The following is a 15,675-nucleotide window of genomic DNA, read 5'->3' on the forward strand; positions in this document are numbered from 1 at the left end:
AGGAGCGGTTGAGATTTGTACTTAATGTGCGAATTTTTCGGCAAGAAGCCCCCTGAGAGGCCGGGCATTCTTAAGGCTATTTACCAGTAAAAGTGACTGGAACCATAAATTCCATATCCACGGGGGCGGACGCGATGATGGGCAATAAGCAGGCTTCTGAGCCAGTGCTTCCCAAGCAGCACACTAGTAGCACTAAGGCTTTGGAGTACATTCCTGATTTACAGATACTTACTTAGCGCTTTTGTCAAACGCCACAGGCACCGTCAAGGCAACATCAACTGACCGGCCGTTTTGTCTGCCCGGGGTGAAATCGGCCAGACTGCTTACTACACGGGCGGCTTCGGCATCTAGCAGTGGCTCGAGGCCTTTCTGGATCTTCACATTTCCAACCTTGCCCAAGCTATTGACGATGAAGCTTACATATACTTTCCCCGATTGGGTGGCACCTTCGGGATAATGCGTGTTTTGCTGGAGGTCATTCAGCAACTTGTTCATGCTGCCTTCTTTGGGAACGGGCATTTGCTCAACGTAGGTGTAAATAGGGCTTTGCTTTGTTGGAGAACCGGTTTTGTTCGGCGTTTGAGCCAGCGCCGCTTGCTTTGCCACTCCGAACCCGCACACTACAACCAAGGCTACGAAGAACCGAAGCAGTTGTGAGCGCAACTGCCGTTGCGCAGCGAGCAGCGCTTGGCAGTGGCGGCCTTGCGCCTGAGGCGTCATCAGCCGCCAGTTTTCCTGGAAAGGTTGTAGGCGAACGTTGAGAACTGGAATGTAGATCATAATTTATTGTATATGAGTTAATTATGAATCGAGGCAAATTCGTTAAGGCGTAAGTGTAATTGCCTGAATATAGAAAAATTGCGCTAGTAGACGCGTCACGAGCCGTGGCTTGCGAAAGCTACTGGGCCGGCTGATTAGTCCTCAAAAAACTCCGTGCCGTGGGCGTCGATGTAGCCGACCTTACCGGCCAGCGTTACGACGCGGGCCGCATTGCCGACGAACGGCTCGGCCGCGCGATATTGCGGCTCGACCAGCAGACCACCTTTCTCGTCGAGGTAGCCAAAGAGGCCGTCGCGCGCCACGACGGGCAGCAGAAAGCCGGTTTTTTCATCGGCCCGGATGGCGTCGAACGTGAGGGGCTGCACCACCTTGCCTTTGCTGTTAATAACGCCCCACTTCGCGCCTTGCCGCACGAAGAGCAGGCCGCTGTAATTTTCTCTGATCTCGTCGTATTCAGCTGGTATAGAGGCCGTTCCGACGGTAAAGCGAAAGCCGACTTTGCCGTTGCGGCGTACCACATCGCCTTGCGACAGGTAATCTTCGTCGGGGGCAGCGGGCGCGGGCTCAGTGAGGCGCACGCCGCTGGTCGAGATGTCGAATGTTTCGCTGTTGAGCGTGACGGTTGCGCGTTCGCCCTGAAAAGTAGAGGCTTGCGTGTACTGCACCGGCGTGAGGGCATGGCCGCTGCCGTCGATGTAGCCGTAGCGGTCGCCTTGACGCACCCAGGCTACCTCGCCTACAAACGGGCCGGCCTCGTCGTATTGGAGCGGCAACACCAAGTGCCGGCTCCGGTCGGCGTACCCCCATTTGTCGCCGCGCCGAAACGGAATCAGCCGCGAGGCTGCCGTTTGGGCATACGATAACTCGCTGATTAGCAGCAATACGCTAAGCAAAAAAGCAGTTACTTGGCCAAACGGAAAGGCGAATCGGAACCCAGGCATTGAGGCCAAGTTACGCAACTCTCAAAACACGCAGCACGGTCTGGCGGTTGATTCACGCGTTCTTCACCAGGTGGCAGCAAAACTTGCTTTTTGCAAGGCCAATCGGATCGATTTGTGCAGGGATAGTATCCGGTGGGGTAGCTTGCTTATCTTTGCCCGCCGCTTGGATAGGCGTTTACGAGAGTTCTATCATGTCATCACTCCAGCAATATCCGCGCTTTACGTTAGGCAATAGCTTGACTCCCGAGCAATTGGCCTTCTTTAATCAATACGGTTTTCTACACTTCCGGGCTTTTATCTCCCCCGAAACGGTGCAGCAACTGCTGCGCGCCTCCCAGGAAGTGCAACAGCAGTGGTTGGCACAAGGTGTAGTGAAAGTCAACGGCGTGCCCATCAAATACGGAAAAGATGTCGATGGCGCGCGCATCGTACAGCGCTTCGCTTTTGCCTCGCACTACAGCCCCGTGCTGCACGAATTTTTGCAAGACCCGCGCTTCCAATCGTTGTTTCCGCTGCTCGAAGCCCCCGGCGGTCGGGTAGGTGAAAACGAAAAAGACGGCCTCGTCATCAATCACTACGTGAACGTAACGGGCAGCGAGTTTTCACAGATGGGCTGGCACACCGATTCGCTGCGCGACGTGTTTTACGGCAAGCGCATCGGGCCGATGCTCAACGTAGGCGTGCACCTCGACGGCACTCCGGCCACCAACGGCGGCTTGCGCCTGCTGGCCGGCACGCACCACCAAAGCCTGCGCGACCTGCTCTTCCGCAAGAAGTATTACAAAGACGTGGGTTCCGACCCCAACGAAGTTGCCGTCGAAACCGAGCCCGGCGACCTGACCGTGCACGACGGCCGGATGTGGCACCGCGTGGCCCGGTCGCCGCTAGTAGGCGAAGCGTCGCGCCGCCGCGTGATGTACGTGCCCATCATCGCGGGCAAGTACGAGCCCAAAACCCAGGACAGCCCCACGCCTTTTTACCTGCGCTTTCTGCACTTAGTGAAATAAGGTGGCCTAGCTACAATCTTGAATGCTTGATTATCAATTATTATAAATAATTGATAATCAAGCATTTGTATTAATATCTTTTCAAGCATTCAACGTTCAAATCTCGACATGGCATATGCTCTTGTAACCGGTGCTTCTCGCGGAATTGGGCAGGCCATTGCTACCGAGCTGGCGCGGCGCGGCTACAACCTGTTGCTCACAGCCCGCTCCGAAGATGCCCTGGAGAAAGTAGCGGCCCAGCTGCGCCAACAGCACGGCGTGCAAGCGCACGTACTAGCCCTGGACCTCGCTGCGCCGGACGTTGCTGCGCGCCTTGCCGCTTGGGCTAGCTCGCAAGCCCAGGATCTGGCGGTGTTGGTGAACAATGCCGGGTATGGCTTGTGGGGCCGTTTTGAGGAGCTGTCGTTGGAAGAGCAGCAGAACATGCTGCAAATCAACATGATGGTGCCCGTAGCCCTGACGCATGCTTTGTTGCCGAGCCTGCGCCGTCAGCCTAAGGCATATGTCTTGAACGTGGCCAGCACGGCCGCCTACCAAGCCGTGCCCACCCTAACGCTGTATGCGGCCAGCAAGGCATTTCTGTTGTCCTTCACCCGCGGGCTGCGCTACGAGCTGCGCGATTCGCCGGTGTCGGTTACGTGCCTGAGCCCCGGCGCTACCACCACCGATTTTGCCAACCGGGCCGGCATGAGCGCTAGCTTGCAGGAAGTCTCAAACAAAGTATCCATGACGCCGGAGCAAGTGGCCAAAGCCGCTGTAACGGCCCTGTTTGCCGGCGAAGCGGAGCTGATACCGGGGGCTTTGAACAAGATATCGGCCACGCTCACCGGCTTCGTCCCGAAAGCCGTTACCGAGAAAATTGCGGCCGGCATTTACGAGAAGCACCTGAAGTAGATGTTTTTGAGCATCAACTGGTAAGCTTTCCGGCCAGCCAAAAGCTGAACCAAGTAAACGGCACCGCCGCCAGCACATCGTAGGTGTAATGCACGTGCTGCACCAAGATCAAAAAGCCCACGGCCACCGTGGCAAGCAGCAGCCAGCGTTGCAACGACCGCTGCCGCACGCCTAGGGTCAGCAGCACTGCGGTGGCCGTGTGACCCGAGAAAAACAAATCTTTGGTAATCGGCGCGGGCGAGGAATAAAAAAAGTAATCTACCAACGGATCGTGGAGCAGCACCAGGCCTGTAGGTGGGTCGAGGGGAAGCAGCCAGAGCATGCCGATGCGGATCAAGTGCAGCAGCAGGTAAGCCCACATCACCCGTAGCAAAGCCTGCGGGCGCGTAATCAGATGGGCAAGGCCGGCCGTGATGCTCAAGTAAATCACGGCAAAGGTCACTTCCGATACATCGTGGGCAGGCAGCCGGGCCAGCACCGGATCGGGGAGCACTACGCCCGGCCGTGCTTGGATCAAAGCAAAGAAATAGGGGATGGTAACGGCCAGCACCACCAGCAGCACGGAAACCACAAGGAAACGAACCCGAAAGTCAGGCCGGGCCCAAGCCTGGGTCCAGGCCGCCGAAGAAGAAACCGATTGAGTGGAAGTGGGCATGTAGTGGTAATCCGGGCCGAAAAGTAAGCCGCCCTGCAAAAGTAGGACGCTAATTTCGGGTTGTGGTCAAATGCGTCCGTCATTGTACCTTGCCCGTTGCCTCAACGCTCTCCAGACCTTATGAAACCATTCTCTATTGCTGTGGCCACCACTTTGCTGGCCAGCACGTTAGCACCCCAGGCGCACGCCCAAAATGCCGCCCTCGACGCCCGTATTGCCAAGCTGGCTACGCAGGAAGAAGCCAAAGTAATCGGGTGGCGCCGCGATATTCACGAGCATCCGGAGCTGGGTAACCAGGAAACTCGCACGGCCGGCATCATTGCGGCCCACCTCAAAAGCCTAGGCTTCGAAGTGCAAACCGGCGTGGCACGCACGGGGGTGATCGGCATTCTGAAGGGCGGCAAGCCCGGCCCCGTGGTGGCCCTGCGCGCCGACATGGACGGCCTGCCGGTCAAAGAAAGCGCCGCGCTGCCGTTCGCCTCCAAGGTGATGACCACTTACAACGGGCAGCAAGTAGGCGTGATGCACGCCTGCGGCCATGACACGCACGTAGCCATGCTCATGGGCGCGGCCGAAGTGCTCAACCAAGTGAAGAAGGATTTGCCGGGCACGGTTAAGTTTATTTTTCAGCCGGCCGAAGAAGGCTCGCTGCCCGGAGTAGAAGGCGGCGCCCGCCTGATGACCAAGGAAGGTGCGCTGGACAACCCCAAAGTTGACGCCATTTTTGGGGTGCACATCAACGCTCAAACGGAGGTCGGGACGCTGAAATATCGGTCCGGAGGCGAAATGGCCAGCTCCGATGTCTTTAACATTACGGTGAAAGGCAAATCGGCTCACGGCGCGTACCCCTGGCTGAGCGTGGACCCTGTGGTAACTGCAGCCCAGATCATCATGGGCCTGCAAACCATCGTCAGCCGCCAGACCGAACTTACGCAGGATGCGGCCGTCATCACGGTGGGCATGGTGCACGGCGGTGTGCGCAACAACATCATTCCGGAGCAGGTGGAGCTGACTGGCACCATCCGAACGCTGAGCAAGGATATGCAGCAGAAAATCTGGGCCAACATCCGCCGCACGGCCACCAACATTGCCGAAAGTGCCGGTGCCACGGCCGAAGTCAGCATTGAAAACTACGCCCCCGTTACCTACAACGATCCGCGCCTGATGGAGCGCATGCTGCCTACGCTGCGCACCGTGGCCGGCGCCGAACACGTAGTGGAGCAGAAAGCCGTCACCGGCGCCGAGGACTTTGCCTTCTTTCAGGAGAAAGTACCGGGCTTGTTTGTGTTTGTAGGCGGCATGACCAAAGGAAAAAATCCGACGGAAACAGCGCCACACCACACCGCCGGTTTCTTCATTGACGAAAGCGGCCTGACGCTGGGCGTCAAAACGCTGGCAACTATGGCGGCTGATTATTTGGCGCTCAAAAAATAACCCTTATGCAACTATCTGCAGATCTGATGTTTATGAAAATTTCGATAAGCATCAGATACACAGATAGTTAGTCATTGCATTTTCAACTCAGTTGCCAACCGTGAACTTCGCTTTAGTTACCTACGAACCCATAACGCTTTACACCGCTGCCCACGTCGAGGACGAAGACGCGCTGCTGGCCGATTTTCTGCGGGCCAAAGGCCACGCGGTAACCTTTGAGATCTGGACGGACGCGGCCGTTGACTGGCGCCGCTACGACGCGGTGGTGCTCAAGTCGCCGTGGGATTATTTCGATCGGGTGCAGGAATTTTACGCCTGGCTCGATAAGTTGCGGCACTTGGGCGTGCAGTTGCTCAACCCCGTAGAGGTCGTGCGCTGGAATTCCGACAAGAAGTATCTGCTTGATTTAGAACGCGCTGGCGTCCGCATTGTGCCTACGCGTTGGCTGGAGCGAGGTACTTCCTTCGAGCCCGATACCTTGTTCAACACCTTCCAAACCGAGCAGCTGATCGTAAAGCCTGCCGTGAGCGGCGGCTCCAAAAACACGTTCGCCTTCAACCCCGAAGAAGCCGCCGATCAAGCCGCGCACATCACGGCGCTGCTGGCCGCCGAGGACTTTTTGGCGCAGCCGTTTCTGCCCGAAATTCAGAGCGAAGGCGAATGGTCGTTTATTTATTTGGGCGGCCGGTATAGCCATTGTGTACTCAAAACGCCCAAATCCGGCGATTTTCGAGTGCAGCACTATTTGGGCGGTGGCATTGAGCCGCAGGAGGCGCCGGAATCCTTGCGCCGCGTGGCCGACGACATTGTGGCGCGTTTCGCTCTAGGCTGCCTCTACGCCCGCGTCGATGGCGTACAAGCCGGTGGAGAGTTTTTCCTGATGGAGCTGGAGCTTATCGAACCTTTCCTCTACCTCGATTCTGCCAAAGGTGCCTTGGAGCGATACGAAGCTGGATTGTTAGAGCTTGTGAGTTAATTTGTTGATAATCAAAGTATTATAAAAACCGCTGCGTCATCACTTCTGGTAAAGGAGTGATGCCGCAGCGGTTTTTCTTGCATAGAGGCAGATCAGAACGGGCCGGGGTGAAACCCGTTGACCGTAAAGCCGCCGTCGATGCTCAGGTTTTGGCCGGTGATGTAGCTGGCAGCGGGCAGGCACAAAAATGCCACGGCGGCGGCTACTTCTTCGGGTTCGCCTACGCGGTTGAGCGGGGTACGATCGAGTACGCTTTGTAGAAATTCGGGGTTTTTCAGCACGCTTTCGGCCAGCGGCGTACGGATGTACCAAGGAGCAATCGTGTTGACGCGAATGCCATCCGGAGCCCATTCCACGGCTAGGTTGCGGGTGAGCTGCAACATGGCAGCTTTGGTCATGCCATAAATAGCGCCGGTGCGCACGTGCTGCAACCCAGCCACCGAGGCAATATTGACAATGCTGCTGCTGCCAGCGGCCTTCAGCAACGAATGCGCGTCTTGGCACAGCGCGAAAGCCGATTCCAGGTTAGTGGCCATTAGCATCCGGTATTCGTCGGGGCTGTAATCGGTGGTGCGCTTGCGGACGTTGGTGCCCACGTTGTTGATGAGTATATGCAAGTGCGGCCAGCGGCTGCGCACAAATGCCATCAACTCCCTACGAGCTTCTGCTTGGCTTACGTCGGCTGCAAACGAATGAGCATCAAGGCCTTGTGCTTGCCATTGAGCTACTTGCGTATTCAGAGCTTCCGGCGTGCGAGCGACGGCCACCACCGTGGCCCCGAAATGCAGTAATTCCTCGGCAACGGCCGCCCCAATGCCCTTAGAAGCGCCAGTTACAAGAGCCACTTGGCCTTGCAAGCTCCAGCGTTTGTTCAAAAATTCAGAAAATGCCATGTATGGGACGTTCTAAGTATTGTATAAAATTTTGTCCGTTTTTTACTGCTGTATGTACAGCGTTTATTGAAGGAAACGCAGAATAAGTAGATATATGCGTTGATAATGAGCAATATATAATAACATATTTTCTATATATAATTTTCGGTATTCACAGTTATCAGGACTTTATATTGAAAAATTTGCAATCGAAAAGCTTTGCAGATTAAAAAATTATTAATTTGGTCACCCCCGGAGCGATCTGGGTTCCGTACCATCCCTTTCCAAAACCAAACCAATCCGTATGACAAAAAAGTACTCTGCCGTAGCTTTATTGATGCTCGGTGGTCTGGCCCAATTTGGGGCACAGGCACAAAACGCCAAACACGCGGCCCAACGCGAGCTGGCCGAAGATGGATCGCTCGTATTGGTGCAGTATCGCGGCGACACGAATCCCTATAAGCAAAGTGAAGGTAAAAAAGCCCTGACCGACGAGCTGGAACTCTCCGCGGACGACCAGATGCTGCAAGCCAAAACGGAAACCGACGATCTGGGTTTCGTTCATGAGAAATACAACCAATATTATCGGGGCATCAAGGTCGAACACGCGGCCTACTCGGTACATGCCCGCAAAGGAACTGTAGAAGGGCTGAGCGGCAAGTACGAGCGCATCAAAAAGCTCGACACTACGCCTTCGCTCGATCAGGCCGCGGCGCTCCAACGGGCGCTGAGCTTTGTAGGCGCGAAAAAGTATATGTGGCAGGATGCCGCCGAAGAAGCCGGCCTGAAAGAGCAGGAAAACAACCCTTCCGCGACCTACAAGCCCCAGGGTGAACTAGTGATTGTGCGCAGCCAAGCCGCCAAAAACGGCAAGGACAAAGGCGAGGCAGTGCTGGCCTGGAAATTTAACATCTACGCACAGCAGCCCGTGAGCCGCGCCTACATTTACGTAGATGCCCACACCGGCGAAGTAGTGATGCAAGATGATATCATCAAGCATACCGCCGCAACCGCCACATTTGCAACGGCTTACAGCGGCACTCGTTCGCTGGCCAACGAAACTACCACCGGGGGCTACCGCTTGCGCGAATACACCCGTGGCCTGGGCGTAGAAACCTACAACTGCAAGAAGGGCAGCAGCTACACTTCCGCAACCGACTTCATCGACGCCGACAACAGTTGGACTGAATACAACAACGCCAACTACGACAACGTGGCCGGCGACGCGCACTTTGGTGCCCAAGCAACCTATGATTATTGGAAGGACGTATTTGCCCGCAACAGCTACGACAACGCCGGCGCTAAAATCAAGAGCTATGTGCACTTCGACGACACGCCCGGCGACGGTAAAGGCTACGAAAACGCGTACTGGAACGGCTCGGTAATGACCTACGGCGACGGAGCTGCTACCTTCAAGCCGCTGACAGCATTGGACGTGTGCGGTCACGAAATCGGCCACGCGGTGTGCGAAAAAACAGCTAACCTGACCTATGCCAACGAGTCGGGGGCGCTGAACGAAGGCTTCTCGGATATCTGGGGTGCCTGCGTCGAGCAGTACAATGCCGCTCGCTACGGCCTTACCAAGAGCACTTGGCTCATCGGCGAAGACATCATGAAAGCCGGTGGCGCGTTGCGCTCCATGAGCGATCCGAAGTCGGAAGGACAACCAGCTTACTACAAAGGGCAGTACTGGGCACCGCTGGCGACTACGCCATCCAACGCCAACGACCAGGGGGGCGTGCACACCAACAGCGGCGTACTCAATCACTGGTTCTACATTCTGGCGGTAGGTAAAAGCGGTACCAACGAAGGCGGCGGCACCTACAGCGTAACCGGCCAAGGCATCACCGATGCCGCTAAAATCGCGTTCCGCGCTGAAAGTGTATACCTCACAGCATCAAGCAATTATGCTTCGGCTCGCACGTATACCATTCAGGCCGCTACCGACTTGTTTGGTGCAGGCTCGGCGCAAGTAATCGCTACTACCAATGCCTGGTATGCCGTTGGGGTAGGGGCTGCTTACAGCAGTGGCGGCACCACACCTCCGCCTACTGTTACGTATTGCACCTCGAAAGGCAACAGCACGGCCTACGAATGGATCGACTATGTGAAGCTGGGTACCATTGCCCGCACCTCGGGGGCTGATGCCGGCTACTACAACGGCACGGCCACCAGCACTTCGGTAGCCGCTGGCTCTTCGCAGACCATCAACTTCAGCGCTGGCTTTGCTTCTACGGCCTACACCGAATACTGGAAAGTGTACATCGACTACAACCAAAACGGCCTCTTCACCGACTCGGGTGAACTGGTGGTGTCGGGTTCATCGTCGAGCAGCGGTACATTGTCGGCAACCTTCACCGTTCCTACCACGGCCAAAACCGGCAATACCCGCATGCGCATCATCATGAGCGATGCCTCGGCTACTGCGAGCTGCAACGCCTACAGCTACGGCGAAACGGAAGACTACACGCTCGCCATCACGGGCGGTGCAGCTCTTGCTGGCAACGTGGCTGCCGTGCGCGTTACGAGCGACGCGCAATTGAGCAACGAAATCGCCAAATCGCTGGAAGTGTATCCGAACCCCGCCACCGACCAACTGTACCTGACGCTGCCCAACAACGGCGCGGCCGTATCGGTGCAGGTAACCGACGTGCGCGGTGCCAAAGCCGCCGGCTTCAGCTACGATGGCAAAGGCAGCCTGAACATCTCGGGTCTGGCAAAAGGCTTGTACACGCTCACCGTCAGCGACGGACAGAAGGTGTTCCACCAGCGCTTCGTAAAACAATAACACCCACCCTTCCTCCCTTCCACCCACGAAAAAGGCCCGTCGTATGACGGGCCTTTTTTATTATAGATAAGTATTTAATAATCAAAAACTTATGAAAGCAGAGTGCTTTTGCTGCTTAGCTTAATGCCAGGGCGCGTATTCCAGCTTCACCTGCAAGAGGCCATAGCCGTCCTTGTGCTTGGAATAGCCTTCCGTTTTTGAGCTAACGTCGTCGAGGAAGTCCGTTGAGGTAAAGTAGTAAGTGGCTTCTGGCGTGATGTTTATCTTGGGCGAAACCCGGAACGCGATGCCAAAGCCCACGGGCACAACCCAGGCCGTGGCCGGATAATCGTTGCGCTCCGGCGAGCGGAAGTTGGTGTTTGCGTCGGCTCGCTTCGGCCCGATGTACGACTTAGGGTCGTAAAAGATGAAGCCGCCGCCGGCCGTTACGTACGGTTTTATGAGCGAAATAGGAGAGCGCGGCGAAGCGTACTCACCCTCGTCGCGGAACAGCTCGTAGCGCAGGAAGCCCACGGCTGAGCCGTTCTTGCTTGTAAAAGCCAAGTTGCGCTCCGTTGCTTTATCCTTGGAGCCAAGCTTGAAATAAGAAAATTCGCCGCCTACTGCCAGTTGCGGACGAATCAGGTACAAGCCGCCCAACGAAACGGCCGGGCCGGGGAAGCTATAGCTCGGGCCGCCTAAATCGCCGTTGTACAGCCCCACGCCACCCCCGAGGGTGATGCGGAACGGACCACGGTGGTAGGGCCGACCAGAGTTGCTGAAATAGCGCTTGCGGCGCTCAGGACTAGTTTGGGCAGAGGCAGAATAAGAAACCAGCAGACTCACAAAGAGCAAAGCCGGAAGGAGATGACGTCTGATCACAGGTAGAAGCATTAGGTGGAAGCCTAAGAATACGCCTGTTAAGGCGCAGCTGTTACCAAACGTTCACTTCGCGATTTTTATTTGAAAGTGCCCTGCGGATCGGGTTGCTTGGCCAGCAACTCCCCGATAAACGCAAAATCGATGCTGCTCATGCTCAGGTTCTGGCCTTTGTGCACGGCTTCCCAGGCCTTGGCATAATCCTCTTGCAAGTAGTAGCCCCGCGCCAATTGTTGCCAGCTCAGGGCGTTGGATGGGTCGGCAGCCAACGACTTTTGCAGAAATTCCACTCCAGTAGTCAGGTCCTTTTTCTTCTTGGTTTGTTCAAAGCGAATGAGGTAGCTGGCGCCCAAATCGCCGAGCAAAGCCGCATCGTTGGGAGCCAGCGCCAGCCCCTGGGTCAGCAGGGCAATGGACTGGTCGGGCGTGGTGCCACGGCTCGCCACAATGCCCAAGCCGCGGTACGCCGCCGCGTTTTTCTGATCGAGCAGCCACGCGAGGTTAAAACGATACGCCGCCGTATCTATCTTTCCCTCAGCGAGATACTCAAAGCCTTTGTCGGCAAAGAACTTGCTGGCTTCGGGGCGGGAAGCAAAGCTGCGCTCGATGTCGGCCAAGAAAGCCGTCCCGACGAGTTGTTCGGCCTGCGCTACGGTGGCCCCGCCAAACAAGGGTTGCAGGCGGCTGGCCGCCTCCAGAGTGGCGCCCGACTTGACTTTTACTTTGCTTTTGCGTTGGGCGTGAGCCGGAGGTGCCAGCAGCAGTAGGCAAGCCAGAAAGGGGAGCAGCAACAGTTTTTTCATGGAGCAATAAGCGGAAGAGAGACCAATAAAAGAGGGCTGAGCAAACAAGAGAAAGCGTCCTAAGCAAAGATAGGGCGTGCAAGGCAACTCCGGCGAACCCCACCCGTTCTGGGCAAACGTTGTGGCAAGGAGCAACGCAATCCGTTTGCCCATTCTGCCAGTATATCCCATGTCGTTCGCTTCGGGCGCTGCCTTTTACACAAGTTGCTAATGTTTTCTTTCCGCTTTTTGGTTCTGTCGGTGGCTTCGGTGCTCGGGGTATTTCTGCTGCTTGCCTCTGGTGAATATGCCACTGCGCGGCCTAGCCGCCGCACCCGCGACATCGCGTACCTCGCCACCACTGCATCCGAGTTCGATGCCGAGCGCCACCGGCTCGATGTGTACGCTCCGCGCAAGTCGGCGGCGCCCCGTCCGGTGGTCGTGTTTATTCACGGCGGCAGCTGGAACAGCGGCGACAAAAACACGTATTCTTTCATTGGACGACGCTTAGCCAAGCAAGGCGTGGTAGCAGTGATCATCAATTATCGGCTGGCCCCAACTGTTGAAGTGCCGGCTATGGCCGCCGACTGCGCCCACGCGGTGCAATGGACGCGGCAGCACATCGGCGAATACGGCGGCGACCCAAGCCGCTTGTTTGTGATGGGCCATTCGGCGGGTGCCGGCTTGGCGGCATTGCTGGCTACTGACAATGAGCTATTTGCCAAGCTAGGGCTGGCAACAAACCCCGTCCGCGGCGCCATTCTCGACGACCCAGCGGGCCTGAACATGTACACGTATCTTCAGAAAATGGAATACCCCGGCGACGCGCAATACCTCGTCCCCTTCGGCCACAACCAGCAGGTATGGCGCTCGGTATCACCGTATTATCATCTGACTGCCAGTAGCCCACCGTTTCTGATGTTCGTGGGCGGCGACACGTATCCGTCTATTAAAAACAGCAGCGCCGAGTTCCGCAAACGCCTACAGGAGTTGGGGTTTCAACCGGGCTTTACGGTGCTGCCCGGCAAAAAGCACATTCCGATGGTGTTGCAGTTGTATTGGCAGAACAATGTGATCTACAAGCAATTACTGCCTTTTGTCGGGGCTGCCAGCCAGTAGAGATCAGAACAACTGGCCCTGTATCGGCGGGTTTTCCAGATCGAGCAGCCAGCGCTTGCGCGCCAAGCCACCGGCATACCCCGTAAGCTGGCCGTTGGCGCCTACCACCCGATGGCAAGGCAGTACAATCGCCAGCGGATTCTGGCCGTTGGCCGCCCCCACCGCGCGCACAGCCGCCGGATTGCCCAGCAGTTTGGCCACGTCCAGATAAGATGCCGTGTGCCCATACCCAATGCCTGGCAGCGCAGCCCACACGCGGCGCTGAAAATCAGTACCTTGTAGGAGGTCGTAAGTCAGTTGGAAGTCGCGCAGTTCACGTCCGAAGTAGGCCTGCAACTGGCGGGCCACCTCCCGCAAGCACGTGGGTAAGTCACGGTCGGGCGTGACAGCAGCATGGCCTTCCTCCCGAAACAGCACCGCCGACAAGCCTGCTTCGGAGCCCCGCAGTTCCAGCAGCCCAACCGGCGAAGACAGAAATGCAGTAGCGAGCGAAGTCATAGTGAAGCTATTTAGTAATTCGCTAGGACGTCCTGAGTAACTTTTGAGTTTATGAATTAGATATAACATAAGTGATTGATTATTAGATAATTATATTATATCTGATTCGTTGCTGCCTTCATAATCGGCCATGCTTTCCCACAGGCGGGCAAATTCGCTGGCGTAGCGTTGCACAATGGCAGAGTCATCGGTGATGAGCATGTTTTCCTGGTTGACGGCCGCCGCCGAGCGCGTCCAGTTGTAGCTGCCCGTCAGGATAGAGCGGTTGTCGGCTACTGCAAATTTGTGGTGCATGTGATTGTCAGTCCGGTCGATGCGCACCGTAATCCCGGCCGCCTGTAATTGCTGCACATCGGAGCCGCGGTCGTGCAGCTTATCATTGTCGGTGAGCAGGCGCAGGGCCACACCGCGCCGGTGTGCGCTGCGCAGTGCGTCGGTGATGCGGTCGTCGGAAATGGTAAACACGCACACATCTAGCCGGTGCGCCGCCTGTTCAATAAACCGTTGAATAGCTTCCACGCACGCCGTGCCGGGACTGAAATAGACTTCAGAATGAGCAGGTTGCGGTGGGCTCGAAGGCAAAAGCAGCGCACTGGCTGCCTCCAACCATTCAATCACGGCTTTGTCCTGAAACGTATTGAAGCGGTCGCGGGCCAACCGGAATACTTGGTGCCGCAGCTCCGCCGGATCGGTGCCTTGCTGGCCGTGCGCTGCCAACCGCTGCCGAAGATCTTGGGCTTCGGCAGCGGTTAGGGTGCTATCGGCAAAAGCCTGCTGAAACCGACGAAGAAGATCGTCGGCAAGGGAAACGGCCGGAAGCTTGCTCATGCGACCTAAGATACGGAAAGCGGACGCTTCGACGGCCGGTCGCGGCGAGTGGCCGCCTCCAATGCCGCCGCCATTTGCTGTTGCCCCAGCAGCAAGGCCTCGGCGTAGGGCTGATGCAGCACGCGGTGGGGCGGTCCGTCGGGCCGCAACTCAGCGTCCCACAGGCCCGAACGATGCCAGTTATCCAGAAAATCCCAGTCGGGGCGGTCGATGATGGGGTAGAGGCACACGCCTTGCAACGGCACGCCTTGCTGCACCGCCGCCGCGCATTCTTGCACCACGTAATTGAGCCACTTGGGCCGGTCGACGCCGGGGTGGCTGGTCTCCGACAACACAATGGGGCTGCTGTAGCGCTGGTGCGCCATCAGGAGCAGTTGGCGCAAGGGCTTCCATTGTGGGTGAGCAGGCTGATCGGCCCACCCGATTCGCTCGTAGGGGTCGAGCATCCACTGGTTGTCGTAATAGAAGTTAAAGCCCAGAATATCAATGTATTCCAACTTGCCGCCTAATTCAGGGCAAAGCCGTCCGGCCAAGATATCGATCGACTGAAACTGGTGGTCGGTGTACTCGGCCATGCGCTGCCGGGTAGTGCGGCTGGCACCGGGCCGGGCCGCGATGTGGATGAGCGGCTCGGTGGTCATGATGCGAATGCTGGGATCGGCTTCGCGCAACGCGGCCACCCCTTCGATGTAGGCGCGCATCAGGCCGTACTTCACTTCCCAGCCTTGGCCCACGCAGTACGGCGAGGTGCCGCGCACGTCACCGCCAAGCCATGACATAAAGCTGACTTCGTTGATGGGCGTCACAATGAGCACATCGTCAGGCCGTTGCGAGCGGTAAAAATCGACGAAAGCCCGGCACAATGCGCCAAAGCGACGGGCAAACATGGGGTGCAGCGGCGTCAGGTCGTCGGGGTAGCCAAAATGGCACAGGTCCCAAACTTGCTGAACGCCAAGGGCTTGCCCGGCGTCAAGTAGGGTTTGTACGGTACTCCAGTCGTACTGATACGGCTGCTTTTCTACTTGGCTCCAGCGAATGCCTTCGCGTACCGTACGGATGTGAAACTGGTTGAGGCGCTGGTAGTCTTCGTGCAACAGTTGCAGGTGGCCGGTAAGCGTCAGAAAATCAACGCGATTGCCAAAAGCATTTAGTTGGTCGGTGCATTCAAAACCGGCCATCCAGAACGAATGAAAAGGGCTTTGATGCGTAGTCAGATTTGCCATAGGGAAATAACATTTGGGAG

Annotated in this window: 15 protein-coding genes; 6 read left to right on the top strand and 9 right to left on the bottom strand. The window is 56.9% G+C overall.

Translation table 11 applies throughout. The annotated features are described in order from the left end of the window. Positions 1-228: 228 nt before the first annotated feature. On the bottom strand, positions 229-780 hold the full coding sequence (locus tag FHG12_RS09685; protein ID WP_139515538.1) for an energy transducer TonB: 552 nt from the start codon (positions 778-780) through the stop codon (positions 229-231). A 134-nt stretch (positions 781-914) separates the two neighbouring features. Continuing rightward, positions 915-1,721: a WG repeat-containing protein gene (locus FHG12_RS09690; RefSeq protein WP_139515539.1), complete on the bottom strand. Its 807-nt coding sequence runs from the start codon at positions 1,719-1,721 to the stop codon at positions 915-917. A 191-nt stretch (positions 1,722-1,912) separates the two neighbouring features. Between FHG12_RS09690 and FHG12_RS09695 the strand changes: the two genes are divergently transcribed. Continuing rightward, entirely contained in the window at positions 1,913-2,728 is an 816-nt protein-coding gene (locus tag FHG12_RS09695; RefSeq protein WP_139515540.1) for a phytanoyl-CoA dioxygenase family protein, read from the top strand. 108 nt (positions 2,729-2,836) lie between these two features. Then, positions 2,837-3,622, top strand: a complete 786-nt coding sequence (locus tag FHG12_RS09700) for an SDR family NAD(P)-dependent oxidoreductase (RefSeq protein WP_139515541.1) — start codon at positions 2,837-2,839, stop codon at positions 3,620-3,622. A 13-nt stretch (positions 3,623-3,635) separates the two neighbouring features. Here the strand turns inward: FHG12_RS09700 and FHG12_RS09705 are convergent, their stop codons facing one another. Beyond that, the gene (locus FHG12_RS09705) at positions 3,636-4,277 is read right to left on the bottom strand and encodes a phosphatase PAP2-related protein (protein WP_139515542.1); all 642 of its coding nucleotides are present in this window, start codon (positions 4,275-4,277) and stop codon (positions 3,636-3,638) included. A 120-nt stretch (positions 4,278-4,397) separates the two neighbouring features. Between FHG12_RS09705 and FHG12_RS09710 the strand changes: the two genes are divergently transcribed. Together FHG12_RS09710 and FHG12_RS09715 are read left to right on the top strand one after the other, a co-directional pair. Beyond that, positions 4,398-5,711 carry an amidohydrolase gene (locus FHG12_RS09710; RefSeq protein WP_139515543.1) on the top strand — a complete coding sequence of 438 codons (1,314 nt, stop codon included), beginning with the start codon at positions 4,398-4,400 and terminating at the stop codon, positions 5,709-5,711. Positions 5,712-5,811: 100 nt separating this feature from the next. Beyond that, entirely contained in the window at positions 5,812-6,687 is an 876-nt protein-coding gene (locus FHG12_RS09715) for an ATP-grasp domain-containing protein (RefSeq protein ID WP_139515544.1), read from the top strand. Positions 6,688-6,779: 92 nt separating this feature from the next. Here the strand turns inward: FHG12_RS09715 and FHG12_RS09720 are convergent, their stop codons facing one another. Further along, positions 6,780-7,580 (bottom strand): SDR family oxidoreductase, encoded by an 801-nt coding sequence (locus tag FHG12_RS09720; protein WP_139515545.1) that lies wholly within the window; start codon positions 7,578-7,580, stop codon positions 6,780-6,782. A 283-nt stretch (positions 7,581-7,863) separates the two neighbouring features. On the opposite strand from FHG12_RS09720, the gene FHG12_RS09725 reads away from it, so the two are divergent. Continuing rightward, complete coding sequence (locus tag FHG12_RS09725) at positions 7,864-10,347, top strand: M4 family metallopeptidase (protein ID WP_139515546.1); 2,484 nt, start codon at positions 7,864-7,866, stop codon at positions 10,345-10,347. A gap of 120 nt (positions 10,348-10,467) precedes the next feature. Here the strand turns inward: FHG12_RS09725 and FHG12_RS09730 are convergent, their stop codons facing one another. Both FHG12_RS09730 and FHG12_RS09735 read right to left on the bottom strand, forming a co-directional pair. Further along, positions 10,468-11,208, bottom strand: a complete 741-nt coding sequence (locus FHG12_RS09730; protein ID WP_165699359.1) for a porin family protein — start codon at positions 11,206-11,208, stop codon at positions 10,468-10,470. Between the two features lie 77 nt (positions 11,209-11,285). Further along, complete coding sequence (locus tag FHG12_RS09735; RefSeq protein WP_139515548.1) at positions 11,286-12,008, bottom strand: tetratricopeptide repeat protein; 723 nt, start codon at positions 12,006-12,008, stop codon at positions 11,286-11,288. Positions 12,009-12,218: 210 nt separating this feature from the next. Between FHG12_RS09735 and FHG12_RS09740 the strand changes: the two genes are divergently transcribed. Continuing rightward, a complete protein-coding gene (locus FHG12_RS09740) occupies positions 12,219-13,106 on the top strand; it encodes an alpha/beta hydrolase (RefSeq protein ID WP_139515549.1) in 888 nt (295 codons plus the stop codon). A gap of 3 nt (positions 13,107-13,109) precedes the next feature. Here FHG12_RS09740 and FHG12_RS09745 read toward each other — a convergent pair whose 3' ends face one another. From FHG12_RS09745 to FHG12_RS09755, 3 genes are all read right to left on the bottom strand, one after another. After that, positions 13,110-13,604, bottom strand: a complete 495-nt coding sequence (locus FHG12_RS09745; RefSeq protein ID WP_139515550.1) for a methylated-DNA--[protein]-cysteine S-methyltransferase — start codon at positions 13,602-13,604, stop codon at positions 13,110-13,112. Positions 13,605-13,694: 90 nt separating this feature from the next. Beyond that, positions 13,695-14,432 carry a phospholipase D-like domain-containing protein gene (locus FHG12_RS09750; RefSeq protein WP_139515551.1) on the bottom strand — a complete coding sequence of 246 codons (738 nt, stop codon included), beginning with the start codon at positions 14,430-14,432 and terminating at the stop codon, positions 13,695-13,697. 5 nt (positions 14,433-14,437) lie between these two features. Beyond that, on the bottom strand, positions 14,438-15,655 hold the full coding sequence (locus tag FHG12_RS09755) for an amine oxidase (RefSeq protein WP_139515552.1): 1,218 nt from the start codon (positions 15,653-15,655) through the stop codon (positions 14,438-14,440). Between the last annotated feature and the right edge of the window lie 20 nt (positions 15,656-15,675).

Source organism: Hymenobacter jejuensis (assembly GCF_006337165.1).
Lineage (GTDB): Bacteria > Bacteroidota > Bacteroidia > Cytophagales > Hymenobacteraceae > Hymenobacter > Hymenobacter jejuensis.

Coding starts and splice junctions, on each gene's coding strand:
- FHG12_RS09685 (WP_139515538.1), bottom strand. CDS start 780: ATGATCTACATTCCAGTTCTCAACGTTCGCCTACAACCTTTCCAGGAA.
- FHG12_RS09690 (WP_139515539.1), bottom strand. CDS start 1,721: ATGCCTGGGTTCCGATTCGCCTTTCCGTTTGGCCAAGTAACTGCTTTT.
- FHG12_RS09695 (WP_139515540.1), top strand. CDS start 1,913: ATGTCATCACTCCAGCAATATCCGCGCTTTACGTTAGGCAATAGCTTG.
- FHG12_RS09700 (WP_139515541.1), top strand. CDS start 2,837: ATGGCATATGCTCTTGTAACCGGTGCTTCTCGCGGAATTGGGCAGGCC.
- FHG12_RS09705 (WP_139515542.1), bottom strand. CDS start 4,277: ATGCCCACTTCCACTCAATCGGTTTCTTCTTCGGCGGCCTGGACCCAG.
- FHG12_RS09710 (WP_139515543.1), top strand. CDS start 4,398: ATGAAACCATTCTCTATTGCTGTGGCCACCACTTTGCTGGCCAGCACG.
- FHG12_RS09720 (WP_139515545.1), bottom strand. CDS start 7,580: ATGGCATTTTCTGAATTTTTGAACAAACGCTGGAGCTTGCAAGGCCAA.
- FHG12_RS09725 (WP_139515546.1), top strand. CDS start 7,864: ATGACAAAAAAGTACTCTGCCGTAGCTTTATTGATGCTCGGTGGTCTG.
- FHG12_RS09735 (WP_139515548.1), bottom strand. CDS start 12,008: ATGAAAAAACTGTTGCTGCTCCCCTTTCTGGCTTGCCTACTGCTGCTG.
- FHG12_RS09740 (WP_139515549.1), top strand. CDS start 12,219: ATGTTTTCTTTCCGCTTTTTGGTTCTGTCGGTGGCTTCGGTGCTCGGG.
- FHG12_RS09745 (WP_139515550.1), bottom strand. CDS start 13,604: ATGACTTCGCTCGCTACTGCATTTCTGTCTTCGCCGGTTGGGCTGCTG.
- FHG12_RS09750 (WP_139515551.1), bottom strand. CDS start 14,432: ATGAGCAAGCTTCCGGCCGTTTCCCTTGCCGACGATCTTCTTCGTCGG.
- FHG12_RS09755 (WP_139515552.1), bottom strand. CDS start 15,655: ATGGCAAATCTGACTACGCATCAAAGCCCTTTTCATTCGTTCTGGATG.